The organism is Rhodanobacter sp. L36 (assembly GCF_009765755.1).
Classification (GTDB): Bacteria; Pseudomonadota; Gammaproteobacteria; order Xanthomonadales; family Rhodanobacteraceae; genus Rhodanobacter.
Window position 1 is genome coordinate 23,328 of sequence record NZ_LMUV01000003.1, and the last position, 15,228, is coordinate 38,555.

11 protein-coding genes are annotated in these 15,228 nt (G+C 58.8%); 5 read left to right on the forward strand and 6 right to left on the reverse strand.

Annotated elements, in window-relative coordinates:
* Positions 1–25 precede the first annotated feature (25 nt).
* From GSQ73_RS05230 to GSQ73_RS05245, 4 genes are all read left to right on the forward strand, one after another.
* Positions 26–1,897: an alpha/beta fold hydrolase gene (locus GSQ73_RS05230; protein WP_254063290.1), complete on the forward strand. Its 1,872-nt coding sequence runs from the start codon at positions 26–28 to the stop codon at positions 1,895–1,897.
* Positions 1,898–2,210: 313 nt separating this feature from the next.
* On the forward strand, positions 2,211–2,729 hold the full coding sequence (locus GSQ73_RS05235; protein ID WP_216844728.1) for a hypothetical protein: 519 nt from the start codon (positions 2,211–2,213) through the stop codon (positions 2,727–2,729).
* A gap of 613 nt (positions 2,730–3,342) precedes the next feature.
* Complete coding sequence (locus GSQ73_RS05240; RefSeq protein WP_158881792.1) at positions 3,343–3,783, forward strand: SMI1/KNR4 family protein; 441 nt, start codon at positions 3,343–3,345, stop codon at positions 3,781–3,783.
* Positions 3,784–3,849: 66 nt separating this feature from the next.
* A complete protein-coding gene (locus GSQ73_RS05245; RefSeq protein WP_158881794.1) occupies positions 3,850–4,581 on the forward strand; it encodes a hypothetical protein in 732 nt (243 codons plus the stop codon).
* 243 nt (positions 4,582–4,824) lie between these two features.
* Here GSQ73_RS05245 and GSQ73_RS05250 read toward each other — a convergent pair whose 3' ends face one another.
* The 6 genes from GSQ73_RS05250 to GSQ73_RS05275 form a co-directional block, all read right to left on the reverse strand.
* Positions 4,825–6,792 carry a CocE/NonD family hydrolase gene (locus GSQ73_RS05250; protein WP_254063291.1) on the reverse strand — a complete coding sequence of 656 codons (1,968 nt, stop codon included), beginning with the start codon at positions 6,790–6,792 and terminating at the stop codon, positions 4,825–4,827.
* A gap of 193 nt (positions 6,793–6,985) precedes the next feature.
* Positions 6,986–9,013 carry a hypothetical protein gene (locus GSQ73_RS05255; RefSeq protein WP_158881796.1) on the reverse strand — a complete coding sequence of 676 codons (2,028 nt, stop codon included), beginning with the start codon at positions 9,011–9,013 and terminating at the stop codon, positions 6,986–6,988.
* Entirely contained in the window at positions 9,010–9,687 is a 678-nt protein-coding gene (locus GSQ73_RS05260) for a hypothetical protein (RefSeq protein WP_158881798.1), read from the reverse strand. The genes GSQ73_RS05255 and GSQ73_RS05260 overlap by 4 nt, the downstream gene beginning before the upstream one ends.
* Positions 9,688–10,001: 314 nt before the next feature.
* Entirely contained in the window at positions 10,002–10,736 is a 735-nt protein-coding gene (locus GSQ73_RS05265; RefSeq protein ID WP_158881799.1) for a hypothetical protein, read from the reverse strand.
* Positions 10,737–11,147: 411 nt separating this feature from the next.
* A complete protein-coding gene (locus tag GSQ73_RS05270) occupies positions 11,148–12,356 on the reverse strand; it encodes a hypothetical protein (RefSeq protein WP_158881801.1) in 1,209 nt (402 codons plus the stop codon).
* Between the two features lie 103 nt (positions 12,357–12,459).
* Positions 12,460–14,292, reverse strand: a complete 1,833-nt coding sequence (locus GSQ73_RS05275) for a type IV secretory system conjugative DNA transfer family protein (protein WP_158881803.1) — start codon at positions 14,290–14,292, stop codon at positions 12,460–12,462.
* A gap of 188 nt (positions 14,293–14,480) precedes the next feature.
* Between GSQ73_RS05275 and GSQ73_RS05280 the strand changes: the two genes are divergently transcribed.
* Positions 14,481–15,228: YihY/virulence factor BrkB family protein (locus GSQ73_RS05280; protein WP_158881805.1), on the forward strand; the 748-nt coding region annotated here is incomplete at its 3' end.

A 15,228-nucleotide genomic window follows, 5' to 3' on the forward strand; every position in this document is an offset into this window, starting at 1 on the left:
GCAAAGCGGAACACGGATGTGGGCCATGCGATGCGTCACCGTCGGCATGCTGCTGTGCCTCGGTGCGTGCGCGATGGTCGATGTCAGCCGCATCAAGCAGCACGACTATCTGGCCGAACGTCGCGCCGATGCACTCGGCAGCGGGCGTCTGAGCGACGGTACCGTGCAAGTGCTCAACGTGGTCGCGCTCAGCGCCGATACCTGCAGCAAGGATTTCTCCGACTGCACCGGCACGCTGGTCCGCTCGCCAGGTTTGACCGACGAGCAGCGGCTTTCCACGTTGTCCGAACTGTGGATGGCGCGTGCGATCAAGGTCGATCCCGCGAAGTCCGGCGCGCCGATGCAGGACGTCGCGCTGGATGCGTATCTGCAATCCGCGCGCTATGCCTACGCCTATCTTTTCTACACGGCGCGCCAACCGTCCGAGCGTGCATTCGACTTGCGCCAGGCGCAGGTGCTCGGCTTCTACAATTTCGCCGTGCAGCGCGCGGTGCAGCGTTTTTTCCACGTGCTGCCGCAGTTGGGCACGCAATGGACACAGACCTCTCTGGCCGGCTGGACGGTGATGCGTCCGCAAACCGACGTCCGGCTCGCCGGCGACGCACGTGTGCCGACCGAACTGATCCCCGCGTCCGACCTGCGCTTCAAGGGTTTGCGCAACGTGTATCAGCGCGACGGTTTCGGCTCCGACTTCGTCGCCGTGGCGCCACCGGAATCGCCCGACGTGCAGGTGCCGTGGCGCGATCCTGATTTCGTGTCGATGACCGGCGCGCTGGTGTTCGACGGCAACACGCTGGCCAGCGTGCTGGCGACGAAACAGGTACGGCTGCTGGCGCGCGATCCGTATCGCGACGGCAGCATCACTGTCGGCGATCGCGTGGTGCCGCTCGGCGCCAACTTCACTGCGGCGTACGGCGTGTGGCTTGCGCGTTCGGGCTTCGCCGGGCAATCGATCCGCTCGCTGCTCGGGCGCGAAGGCGGCATCACCACGCCGCGCATTCTGCTGATGCAGCCGTACGATCCGAACCGCCTCACCGTGGTCATGCTGCACGGGCTCGCCAGCAGTCCCGAGGCGTGGATCAACGTCGCCAACGAAGTCATGGGCGACGAAAGCCTGCGCCGCAACTATCAGGTGTGGGAGGTTTACTACCCGACCAATGCGCCCGTCGCGGTGAACCTCGCCGGCATCCGCAAGGCACTCGACGCCACGCTGCGGCACTACGATCCCGGCGGCCACGCGCGCGCCTCGAACAACATGGTGCTGGTCGGCCACAGCATGGGCGGCGTGATCGCGCGACTGCTGGTTTCTTCCAGCGGCGACAAGTTGTGGGGCGTGGCGCCCGGCCGCGCCGACCTGTCGCCGCAGAAGCGCGCGCAACTACGCCAGCGACTTGCGCCGTATCTGCAATTCACGCCGATGCCGCAGGTCACGCGCGCGGTGTTTCTCGCTTCGCCCCATCGCGGCACGCCGTACGCGCAGCATCGCATCGCACGCTGGATCGGTAACCTCATCCGGCTGCCGGTCGGCATTCTCAAGGAAGCGGCGAGCTTCTCCGATCTGCTCAAGCGCACCGACGGCAGCAGCGACAAGGCGTGGCGCGTGCCCAACGCCATCGACAACCTCAGCGACACCGACCCCTTCATCGTCGCCGCCGCCGACCTGCCGATTTCGCCCAAGGTGCGATATCACACCATCGTCGGCGTCTACAAACCCACCGGCCCGCTCGACACCACCAGCGACGGCGTCGTGCCGTACAAAAGCGCCCACCTCGCCGGCGCCGAATCCGAAATCGCCATCCCCTCCTGGCACAGCGTGCAGGACACCCCCGCAGCGATTCTCGAACTGCGCCGGATTCTCGCGCTGCACGCCGCGGCATTGCAGCCGGCGACGCCGTAAACCGTAAAGAGCTTCACCGTCATTCCGGCGCAGGCCGGAGAAGATTCTCAACAGCGATGCGGGTCATCGCACGCCATCGCGAAACGAATCATCCCTCGTCCGCAGCGCCGCCCATCAGCGCAAACAAAAGCGATCTCGGCGTTCGCACGGTTGTCGAGGCAAACGCCTCTCGGCAACCACGCCGACCCACACGGACTCCATCTGGCGGATTCCTCTGATGGCGTAGCGATAGCGCCACGCGCTATCAAGTCATGTCGCTGCAGTTCGCGGCGACGCCCGTCACTGGAGACGGGGAACTTCAAGGAGCTTCACCATGCGTCAGAACCTCGCATCGCTCAACCTCGACGACAACACCCTGACCGCCATCGACGTCGCGCTCGATAGCCTGGAAACCGCCTTTGTCGCGCTGATCGCACTCAACCCCGAACAGCGCCGAAGCCTCGCCCGCATGGGCGACAAATCCGAAGCGTTCTGCCGCCAGACCCTCAACGTGCTCACGCTGAATCCGCAGATTGTGCCGCCCGGCTTCGACCTCGCCGAAGCGCAGAACGACATGGCCGCGCTCGATCGCCTGCGCCCCCGATTGATGCGCCTGATGCGCCTCACCGAACGCGCCGACGACTCAGCCACCGCCCTCGGCAGCGACCTGATGACGGCCTCGCTCGAAGGCTACGCACTGCTCAAGCTATCCGGCCGCAACCAGGGCCTGGAAGGTTTGCGCGATGCGCTCTCCGCCCGCTTCCCCGGCCATCGTCGCACCCCGGCGTCCGCCACACCCGTCGTCACTCCTCCCGGCACCACCCCTCCCGGCAACACCCACCCCACCGCCTGATCGTTCGACCCCGGCGCGCACAACGCGCGCCGGGTTTTGGCGACCATCGCCATACGCAGCGCGATTCTCAGCGCGCTTCGACACGGTCCGCCGCCACCCGGTGCGGCATCAACAACCGCCAGGCCCCACGACGACACTTCGCGCGCCGACCGCTCCGCCTCAACCGCCGCCATCGCCGCTTTTTCCGGCAACGCCGCCACTTGAACCGCCGTCGTCGCCGCTTTTTCCGGCAGCGCCGCCACTTCAACCGTCGTCATTGCCGCTTTTTTCGCCGACCGCGCCGCTCAAAGCGCCGGCATCGCCACGCCGAGCGGCGACCATGCCGCGCAAAGCGGCAAGCGCTCCGTTCAAAGCGCCGTCACCGCCACTTCGCCGCGGCCAGGAGCGCGAAAAAGCGACGATGACGCCGCTTCAAGCGGCGCCACCGGCACACCGAGCGGCAGCACCGCAATTTGAAGCGGCGGTACCGAGGCTTTGAGTGAGATCGGCGGTGAATAAAGCTTCGATATTGAAGTGGAGATTAGGATTTTCCGTTGACGCTACCCATGCAACGCCGGAACATGCCGCGCACGTGCCCCGTTGCGGGTTCTAAAAGCCGCCGAGGCTAATAAGCATGCATCTTGATGCTGACAGCATCCTCCCGCAGTCCGGCCTCTCATTTGGTGTCGGCGGTATTGAGTTTTTCTCGCGTGCATCCGTGTTGGCAGAGCAAAGTGGTTATGACGGTCCTGGCTGGCAAAAGAGCTGGTTAGTGATAGCCCATGAAACTGCTTGCGGAGATCCCATTTTCTTGGATCAGTCCAAGATCGACCATCCGGTATTTACAGCAATGCATGGTGCTGGCTCTTGGGAGCCGTCGCTTGTTGCAAGTTCATGGGCTCAGTTTCTTGCTGCGCTCGAATTCGCTCGTCCGTACACCAAGGACAGGGAAAATCCTGTTGGCCTAGAGCAACGCCCATTCAATCAATCGGAGCACAAGGAGTTGCTGAGTGGTTTGAGTAAAATTCTCGGGTCACCATTGCCGATATTTTGGGATGTGCTCTTTACGCCGTAGTCACTTGTTCAAGACAAAAGCCTCGCCGCCGCTCAACCGCCCGTGAAACCCCTCCCTAGGTACCCAATGATCAAGAAATTTCTAGCCGGATTGGGAATAGGGCAGGCGAGCAAAGCCGGTGGCGAAGAGGCGTTGGCGCACGCGCTATCGCATGCGCCGTACAAAGAGTCGTATGCGAACTTTCTCTACAACCTTGTGTTCTGCGACGACCCCGGACTTTTCAGGAATGACAACACCGCAAAGGGCAACGGATTTTGGGCGGTGCTTCTCGCTGATGAACCCGATTACGCGGGGCTGGAAAAGATCGCGTCGAATCCGGAAGAAGAAAGCCGCGCGCGGGTACTCGCGTACAACCGCATGCGCGCTGGTGGATGCGTGGTTCCGGCCAAGCTGTTGCTCGGCGTCATCTTCGAGGTGGCACTCGAGCAAGGGCTCGACACGCTGGCTGCGTATCCCGATGGTCAGGTTCGCTATCTGAATCAGTCCGGCAAGGTGGCGATCTTCGATGGCGGCTCTGCCTATGTCGAAGCGCTGGCGAAAGAGCTGGTGGCTGTGTCGCAGCCGATTGTCAATGCGATCGGCCCGTGGGACAGGAAGCGATTGCCGCCACCGCCTACCGACTATGTCCGCATGACGTTTCTCGTATCCGATGGTTTGTATTTCGGTGAAGCACCTTTCGCGACACTGCAACGCGATGCCATGGGCGGCCCGGTGCTGGCGAAGGCGACGGAGTTGCTTCAGGCCTGTGTCGCGGCGGCGGTGAAATCGGAACAAGGGCCGCACGAGCACGGGGTGTGAGATAGCGGCTTTCTTTCCGCAGCCTCAATGTTTCAGGTTCGTCATCCCTGCGAAGGCAGGGATTGCATTTGAAGTGCGACGACCAGCAGCGCTCTAGAGAATGGATGACCAGCTCGGCTGTCTTAAAGCGATGACCAGCTTCGCTGTTGAAAAACTTCTCCGGCCTCCGCCAGAATGACGGAGGTGGAAAGGTTGTCGAAATTGTTGAACGCATAGCGGCAGGGTTTACCTGCCGCATCGCTCTCAGTTCCCGATCACCGGCAACGCGATGAAACTCGCCTGTGTCGGTGCGTGATACACGCGCTGTGTCGCCTTCAGGTAGTCCGCGGGTTTCGCCAGCATGATGTTGGGGACGAAGGTTTGCGGGTTGCGGTCGTAGAGGGGGAACCAGCTGGATTGCACCTGCACCATGATGCGGTGGCCGGGCAGGAACACGTGGTTGGCCGGCGGCAGTGCGAAGCGGTAGGGCAGGGGCTGGTTGTCGGCGATGGCTTTGGGATCGGCGAAGCCTTCGCGATAGCGCCCTCGGAAGATGTCCATCGCGATGCCGAGCTGGAATCCACCGAGTTCCGGTTGGTCGGCGACTTGATCGGGGTACACGTCGATCAGCTTGACGACCCAGTCGCTGTCGCTGCCGCTGGTGGATGCGATGAGGTTGACCTGCGGTGCACCGGCGATGGTGAGCGGCGCGGCGAGCACGTCGGAAACATAGGTGAGCACATCGGTGCGGCCGGATGCTTCGCGCTGGTCGTCGACCAGCCATTGCGACCAGGTCTGGCCAGCGTCGTAACCCATCGGCTGAATTGGCCGCGCGCGGTACGGCACCGGATGCGCAGGATCGGAGATGTATTCATCGTAGTCGGCGCCGGCGGCGGGGGCGTCGAAGCCGAGCTTGTTGCCGGCTTCGAGATAAAGCTTGCGACTCGCGGTCGGGCAGCCTTCGCTGCAGGCGAGCGGCCAGCGATCCAGCCGCTGCCATTCGTTGCTGCCGGTCTGGAACGCGGTGACCGGTGCGAGGTTGGCTTTCGGCGCGCCGTCCTTGAGGTATTGCGCGAGATACGGGCGCAGGATTTTCTCGCGGAAATATTTGCCGGTGTCGCTGCCGAAGCGGATGGCGCCGAGCGCGCTGGCGTCTTCGATTTCCTGGCCGTGATGCCACGGACCCATGACCAGACGCACCATGTCGCCGCCGCCATCCTTCGGCTTGATCGCGCGATAGACGGCCATGGCGCCGTAGATGTCTTCCTGATCCCACAGGCTGTGCACCAGCATCACCGGCACTTTCAGCGGCTGCGCGGCGAGCAGTTTGTCCACCGCCTGCTCGCTCCAGAAACTGTCGTACGCGGTGTGCGCCAGCATCTTGTTCCAGAAGCCGAGCTGCTCCATGCCGTACGCATGCGCGAGCGCGCCGGCGGAACCGTAGTGCATGAAGAAGTCGTACTCGTCGTGGTAGTTGGCCCACCACTTGATGGAGTTGTCGCGGCTGGCCGACTGCTCGTAGATGTAGGAAAGATTCTGCTGGCGGAATGCGCCGTTGTGGAACCAGTCGTCGCCCATCCAGCCGTCGACCATCGGGTTCATCGGCACCGCGACCTTGAGCGCGGGATGCGGATTCACCAGCGACATCAACGGCTCGAAACCGTCATACGAAATACCGATGGTGCCGACCTTGCCGTTCGATTCCGGCACGTGCTTCACCAGCCAGTCGATGGTGTCGTACGTGTCGGTGGCGTCGTCCACCGGCGTCGGATTGAGCGAGCCGTGCACCGGGCGGTTCATCACGTAGTCGCCCTCGGAGCCGTACTTGCCGCGGATGTCCTGGATCACGCGGATATAGCCGTCTTCGACAATCACGTCGGTGGCGTTGTCGTAGCCCTCGAGCATCGGCGCCATGTGTCCGCTCAGTGCGTGCGTGGTCAGCGCGTGCGCGTCGTACGGCGTGCGCGTGAGCAGCATGCCGGCGCGCTGCGCGCCCTTGGGAACCATGATCACGGTGTGCAGTTTCACGCCGTCGCGCATCGGGATCATCACGTCGCGCAGTGCGTAATCGAAGCCCGCATCCACCGGCACGAACTTCGCCGGTGTTTCGCTGGGATAGTTCGGGTATTTCGCCTGCGGCGTATCGGCGGCTTGCGCCAGACCACTCGTCGCGACGAGCAAGGTGAGCAACATCACGGGCGCGAACTTCACGACGATGCAAGCGGACTTCATGGCAACCCCCTGGATGGACAACTAGTCCAGCGTAGCCGAAAAGTTGATCAGCTCGTGACCCAATGGACGCATCGTCACCATGTGCATTCCGTACTCGCAAGCGTCGTTCCGGCAGACACTGAGACTGGTCGTCTGCGGCATCAGGAAGAGTTCTCGGCGGCGCTCCTCCTAACTTCAACGCATTTGATCGCGATCAACGCCCTTGCGGAATTTGCGCGTGAGTCTGCGCCGTTTGTGTCTGGATATTCGCTTGCACTTGCACCTGCACCTGCACCTGTTGTTGGTCGGCCTGTTGGATCTGCTGGATCGAATGCGCCGGTTGCGGTGACGGCTGGCTCAGGTCGATCGCCGTGACGTGCGGCGTCAATCCGCCCGAGACGAAAACGGCGGTGTGGTTCTGCTCGTTGAGATGGACCGATTCAAGATTCTTTTCAGTGATGCCTTTGTCATGACAAGCGGCGGTGAACTGAAGCAACCGATTGTCGCCAGCTTCTGGAATTTGTTCTTTCAAATGATTGAACAGCGCATGTTGAGGACTATTCGGATGGCGCGGATCGTTGTTTGCATGGTCAAAATCAGCAGGTGTCACCCCCCGAGTGTCGGGTACAAGTGGCGTCGATGGCGAAGGCAGCTGAGTTGGAACGGATATCTCACCCTGATGAGGCCAAGGTTCCGAATGCGTCAGCGTGTCATAAGCGCGGCTAATGTCACGTTTAACCTCGTCGATACCGTGTGACATGGCCTGTCCGGCCTGTATGGCGGCATCGTGGAGGTAAGTTGTCGTGTCGTGGATCGCGTGAGCTGCCTTTTCGCCGTTATGAAAAGTGTCCAAGGATTGGTCCACTTCTTTTACAGCCATCGCCTCGTAGCCGTGGACGGCTGTCGTGGCCACCCGCCCCGTGACATGTGCGGCCTGGTTGATTCCTCGCTTGTCCATCTGCGCCTGTTCGGCGGCGAGTTGATTGACGACGTAGGCGGCCTGCCCTGACACATGGCTTGCCAGCGCATATTTATCGGCCTCGGCCCGGACGACGTGGCCAACTCCTTGAGTGACGAGAGCTACAGCACCGGCCGCCACCGGATCAACCTCCACAAACGCCATCGCACCGCGCGACACCTGGTCTGCCTGTTGCTGCGCAGTCTGTCCGGCCGCGCGAAAACCCTGCGCTACCTGATCGGCGGCTTGTCGGGCGCTCTCGCCACGTGACTGGAAGGCAGCACTTGTCAGATCCAGCTTGTGCGTGGCGTCTTCGATCAACTGACTGTGTTCCACCGCATTCTGAATCTTCTCGTCCACCACGGAGGCGTGGTATTCAGCCAATTGTTGCTGCATGTGCGGCGACAAGTGAGCGTAGACAGATTCCAGATTCGGGTGATCCGTGCTGTTCAGCGCCACGGCCAGTTCGGCGCGCGAGTTGTACAGGTCGCTGCGGAAGTGTTCGATGGCGCCCTTGTACTTCGCATGGTTCTCCAAGGCGTGCTCTATGTTTTCAGCCTTAAGCATGCTCTTCGGGCCGCTGAAATTCGTATTGACGCCGTGATCGTCCACGCGCATCGCCATCAACGGGTTCGGCCCAGGCGCGCCGGGCGGTGCATCGAGATAGCGCCCCTTTCGCAGGTGCTCGATGTCCAGGTCACTGGCGAGCGGCACCACCTGGCCATAGTGGCGGCTGGCCGCGCTCACCGGATCGCCAGCCATCACGTAAGTGGTGACCATGTCTCCCCCCTCGGGCACGGGGTAGTTCAAATCCACGGCGCCGTAGCCGTTGATCGACGTGCCGCGAAGGTGAAACTCTGCTGCCACGATTTCCACCAGCGTTCCGCCCAAGGAATGGCCGGCAAGGGTGACCTGGTCTGTGGAGATGCCCTGCTTTTGCGCCTTTTCCATCATTTCCGCAGCGAAGGCTTTCGCCTCGTCCACCTGTGGATTTACCCGGTCTCGCACCATCGTGTAGTCGACGGCGACGTCTTTCAACATGGTGGGGAGGTGGTTTTTGAAGTCCGTATCGGTGCCGCGATAAGCAATAATAATTTCATGCGTTTTGACATTTTCGTATGCTGTAGCGTGAAATCCGCTGGCAAGATTTTCCTTGTATCCAAAAACCAGATATCTCTGGCCATTCAGAAAAATAGGTTTATGTGCATTATCGATATCACTTGACGGACGATCAGTATACGCGTCACTGGCGGCATCGGCATAAGATTGAGGATTCAGGCTCATGGCATTGCTTCCCTGACGGTCACAGTTATTGGAAAGAAGGCGTTGGGGTATTGAATAACATCGGGACTATCAACTGCAGAAGGTAGCGCATCATCGCCACCGGGTGAGTAATTAAAGTATTCACTTTTCTTGAAATACGTTAGTGAGTCTCGTTGTTGTCCGTTCTCTATTCCGATTCCAGCGCTGAACTCCCTGCCGTGTACGGTGAAGGAAGGTGTAACGCCAGTCATATCCCAATGACATGTTCCTTGTCCAAAATAATCCTCATCTTGCAGAAGATCTCGATAGACATAGCCCTTCCATGTCCTATCGTTCAAACGTGTCATTTCAAACTCGTAGCCGTTATTTGGCACGTTCTGGCCGCCGGTAAATACACCTCGGGGCACGCATTCCGTATTGACGACGTCGAAAAACACATAGCCCTTTACCGAATCCCACGACAACGATGGGTCTACCGTAGCGGTGACCTCGTAGCGTTTGACTGGGTGCGGGTTCTTCTTGGGGTTCTTGGGGTCGCCATGTGCCATCGAGCACCCGGCGCCAACGACCAAGGGAAGAATCGCCGCAGCGGCAACCATGTGAAGTTTCATCGAATCGTCCCCTTGATGGTTGTCCGCTGCGGGAGCAGCGGACGATGTGATTTGTGGCAGGTTAGGTTTGCGCTTGGGCTTCACCGGCAAACCACCAGGCGGCAGAGCGCCCAATTGAGCGACGGTACGCGCATTCGCGATAGCTGCCCGTCGTGATGCAGGTCACGGACATTGATTCTTTTCGGTCTGTAGAAACTATCGCTGTGGTCGTTTCGTTCGCTGTTCATGGATTTCGCTATCTCGCGCTGCTGATTAAGTTTCAAGCTGCACGGCACCTGGAATAAGCATGGCTTCTCGGTGAACATCCGCCGGGTGGTGCAATTCGATATTTGAGTGGTGCGGGTCTTAAGCAGGTAAGGGGTCGGCAGGGCTACTGCGAGTATTCGTATCGCTGCAACTCATTCAGTCGTCTTTGCCTGCTGGTAGAAGTTGCCGACTTGCTCAGCAGCCCGATCAAGCAGTGTGGGCCATTCTCTGACAGGCCGCGGCTTAGGCTTCTCGCACGTCTTGGCGTTCCGCATGGCGCACTGCATCCACAACATGCCGTAAGAGGCAGGCCAGTGCGTGTCGTAGTGGATATTGTTGCTCTCGATCCTGTCGCGCGCATCTTGGATGCCTGCTGCAACTGCCACGGCAGCGGAATCGGGATCATCTTGCAGGTATTGAATGAAATACTTGGCGTTCTGGCCCAAGGCCAGCGTGAAAAAGCTCTCGTTGGTTCCTATCTCGGCGCGACCACTCTCGTCAGCAAAACGCAGCGCATCGTACCAACTCAGCGTGGTCTGGCTGGCAATGGCCCTCAATGCTACATCGACTTTAAAAGACCCTCCCTGCAGCTCGTGGGGTATGTAGAAAACTCGGAACAATTCCAAAGTCTCGATGGGTGTGAGTTTTCCCCTATCGGCCTCCGTCAGGCGAGCATCGAAATTCTGTCTCGCTCGTGCGAGCTCGGTGGGGCTTGTGCTTTTGTCCTCTATTATTTGAATAAGCGCTCGGGTCTGAGTGCGACGGATTCGCCATGCGTCTTTAGGAGACTGTACATAGATGACCTTGTTCTCTGCATAAGCGACTGGTGGCGCAGTGAGAGTAATAAATAGAAATCCTAGAGCAAGGCTTGCAAAGTACTTTTTCATTGGACTCTCTTGGGCAGCAATTTATCGATGGACTGAGAGAGGATTCTTTCGACGAGTTGCCAGTCTGTGCGCATCACTTCGCCAGATTGCGCAAGAATGGCGCGGTTTTGCGCACGTCGCTTCGCCAGAGTTTGGTGCTTGCTCTGAGTTGGAATTGGTTGCCGTGGTCGGTAAGGGTTGTCGCAACAGTCGTTTGAATTGTTGTTCATCGAGCGTAACTTCCTGGTCTCGCTTTGTATATCTGGTTCATGCCGTGCTCGTCTTTGTTGTGCCAGGTTCGCTGACGCAGGCAAATGAGCCGCGTCGTCTCCGTGCGGAACTTGCTAATCCTTGCTGCACATCCAGTGATAGTTATTCCGGTTCGCCGAAATAATGTCTTTGAACGTGCATCGCGTTGCTCTAGCAGTCAAATCATGGTTCGGCCTTCAGCGCTGTGACTGTCACTTTGTAGAAGTCGCCAGGATTTTTCAAAACTTCGGCCTCATCAAGAATAAAGTTCAAAGGCTCGGAGCTTGAGGCGTCCTGATAGTCACGCTTGCTTACATATAGGATATTCGTCCATTCGCTCGGATCAGTGGAGGGCAACGAAATAAAGGGGTAGATTTTTCGACTATTTATGTCGAAGGTAAGGTTTAGTTCCATTGGCACCAAGCTACATTTTCCGTAGCCGTAGTAATCTTCATTTACTAGCTGATCCAAATAAAAATAAGTTTCCCATGTCCTGTTATTTATACGGACCATTTTAATGTCTCGCGTTTTTACAGGGAAGCTGTCGTTGGATAGGTTGGGAGGGGCGCAATTGGATTCAAGGTCGCCAAAAACAATAGTTCCTTTTAAATAATTCCAAGGGCCTGGTGCATCCGTCGTGAGAACAAGCTTGTGGCGCTGTACGGGGTGGGGGTTTTCTTTGGGTTGTCCGGCGCCACCCGATGATCTCCAGGGAGAACGCGCGCAGACCAGGATTAACAGCGCGAGCAGGAGAAGGCCGGCTGGTACCGGATATTTCTTCATGGCTTGTACCCGTCTACACAACCTATTCATTAGTGATGGAAGCCACTTTTGTGGTAGTGATGGAGGCAACTTGTAAGGCAGCGCTGGCGGCGCAGCGCGAACCACCTCGTCAGATTTTTCAGTATCTCTTTGCCACCACGAAACGCATAAGGGAACGGTAATACTAAAGACCCATAGGAAATAGCCTACTTCAGGTCGATCCAGCATGAAGCTCTCGACCGTAAATATGTTTTCCTTGTACGGACTATTGTATAAGTTAAAGGTTTGAAACGTCAGCGCGATGGATATCAAGAACATCCATCGCGCCGATGGCCTGTTTTTAAGAAGCCAAATCCACCCGATCAATAAGAAGATGTTCGCGTAAGCAGCGAAATTCAACTTCAACGGCCCGAATATAATCCCGGATATGAGAAAATAAAGTCCGGAATTTTTGACGATACCAGTGACTTCGTGTGGGTAAGGAAGCAAGTAACAGGTGGTGGTGGACCGTTCGCTACACTCAATCACAGTCCAAAGTACAAGCGCAGGAGTGAACAGCGAGCTCATGAACAGAAGCATGCTTGCCAGCACGACAAACCAGCGATTCTTTACTATGCGCAGCACATTCATGAGTGAATTACCCACGTACACATAAGTACACACCGCATAGGCAGGAAAAGAAAAACCAGAGCCGGTACGAATTTCATCGTCATGATTTCATCCTGTGCTCGCACTATTGCGCCAGCATCTGCGCAACTTGCTCGGTCCGTGCGTGCACGACTCTTTCGTTGTCCGTCGCAGGCTTCGCATCGCGCGCAGCGGTCAATCGCTCCGCCAGCGGCTCGACGACCACGGCCGGCAGGTTCGACCACTCAATGAACTGCTTATCCTTGAAGAACCAGTTCTTTTTCGCTCGCAGCGGCTTGAGGCCTTCCTTGAAGATCAGCTCATCGTCATTGGGCAGCTCCTTTATTTCCTGGGGGAGCATGAGCGCGCGCCTCTCCTCGTTGTAGCTGATCGACACCGAGCTGTTGCCGCTACCGCTGCTGCGGCTGCGGTTTTCTTTTCGAACGGTCTTGTAGCCCATCATCTCGCTGTATTCGTTGGCGTCGCTCTGCTCGCGCGGGGTGAAGACGATCTGGCAGCCGTGATTGGTGATGAAGTTCTGTGCGTCGTTGTCGCCGTACGTGGAACGCAATTGCGCGCGGCTTTGCACGATGCACAAATCGCGCACGCCGTAGCTGGCGGAGATGGAGATGCGCTTTGACCACACGTCGACCCTGCCCATCGCAGTGAATTCGTCCATGAGCATGAGCATCTGGTATTTGAGGCTTGGTTCCTCGCCTAGCTGCTTGCCAAGGTTGTTGCCGATCACGCTGCTGAAAAAGATATTGAGCAGCTTGCCGCTCTCATCCAGCTTGTTGGTGGGGATGATGATGTAGAGCGTCGTCGGCTGCTTGCGCAGGCTGAGGATGTCGAAGTCGGTCGCGTTGGTCGCAGCGGCAAGGGTGGGATTGAGGAATTGCTGCAGTGGCGCCTGCATGGTGGCGATGACGCTCGAAAACGTCTGTTCGGCGAGACCGGCGAGGTTGCCGAAAACCGTGCGTGTCTGTGTGCTGACATAGGGATAGTTCTTCGGCGCTGCGATAATCTGCTTCAGCATCGCCAAGGTGCCTTGTCCATCCAGGCCGGACGACAATCGCAATATCCGTTCGAAGCTTGGAAAACTTTCAGCGGAATTCGACTTGGGCAATAGAACGTCGGGCACGCAAAAATGCTGGCATTGCTGCATATGGTGATCCCATGCCTCGAACATGTACGAAGCGAAGGCGGTGAACGCAGCGCGACTCTGGCTGGTCCAGAAGGGGTCCTTGCCTGGCTCGTCCGGATAGAGAATGGCGGCGATGGTCTGAATTTCACCGAGCCGCTTGCCGGCGTTCATCCCATCCAGGAGGGTGAACGGATTGAAGCGATCAGTACACCCTTGTTCGTCGTAAGGAGCCCATGTGTAGATGGATTGCCCCATCGCCAAGCGTCGGCCGCTGGTCAGTTTGCGCAGCTCACCCTTGAGATCCAGCACCACCATCGATTGCTGATAGGTGTGAAGTACGGGGACGGCGACACTGGTTGTCTTGCCGCTGCGAGTCGGCGCAATCATGATGACGTGCTGCGCGCCGTTGAGCCATAGGTGGCGGCCCCTGAAATTGCCGATGAGGATGCCCTGCGGAGTCTGCTTGAACAGCTCGTCTTTGCCGATGTCGCTGGCGTTCGCCAGGCTGGCATCGCCGTGCAGGGATTCGGCCCTGGCCTTGAACAGCGGGATGAGCAGCATCAGCCACGCCAGCAACGGCGCGCCGAAGCCAATGCCTCCGGCCATTTTTATCTTGTCGGCGTAGGGCGCGATCTGAGGCAGATCGATTACGCGAACGTATTGCCACCACGTGTCCCAGGCCAGAGGCACTTGCACATGCAGCAGCATGGGCGTCAGCCAGCCAGCGAAGAACAAGCCTCCAATCAACGCGGCCAATAGCAACAGCACGGCAAGAAGTATTTTTCCTGCACTCATCCTTGAGTTCCTTGTATTTATGGCAATGGTACTGCGCGGCACCAGGAGAATTGTCAATGCAGATCTAAGGACAGTTCGCTGTCGCATTGATCCAGCTTCGTCAACTCACGAAAGCACAGTCTATACACACAGGCGTCAGTGAGGCAGACGTTAGAATGCCGTCACCGGTCAGCCAAGAGCCCGTCCGCATGAACGGTTTTTTCCGCACGTCGAAACACACGATCACGCTCGCCGCTTCCGGTTTCAGCGACGACGAGTTGATGACGCGCGCGGCGGCGCTGGCTTTTTATTCCGCGCTGTCGATGGCGCCGCTGCTGGTGCTGTTGATCTGGGCGTTGTCGCTGCTGCACAGCGGCTGGGATCTGAAACTCGTCGACACGCTCAACGGCGTGCTAGGCGCGCGCGCGGCGGATGCGGTGAAGGCGGTGATGGCGAATGCGAAGGAGCGACCGCACGCCGGCAACATCGCAGGACTTGTAGGTTTGGTGGTGACGCTGTTGGGCGCGTCGGCGGTGTTCGCGCAATTGCAGGGCACCTTGAATCGCGTGTGGGGCGTGCGTGCCAAACCGGGCGCGGCGGTCGGTGCGTGGTTGCGCACACGCGCGCATGCGTTGGCCTTGCTGATGGGCATCGCGTTTCTGCTGGTGGTGTCGTTTCTGCTCAGCGGCCTCATCCAGTTGCTGGTGCCGGGCAACACGATGGCCTGGCAGATCATCGAGGACGTGATCTCCGGCGCGGTGTTCGTGCTGGTGTTCGGTGCGATGTACAAGGTGTTGCCCGACGCCATCATCGAATGGAGCGACGCGCTGGTCGGCGCGCTGCTCACGGCGGTGCTGTTCATCGCCGGGAAATTCCTGATCGGCCTGTACATCGATCACAGCAATGTCGGCGGCGCCTATGGTCCGGCCGGCGCGATCATCGTGCTGCTCACCTGGG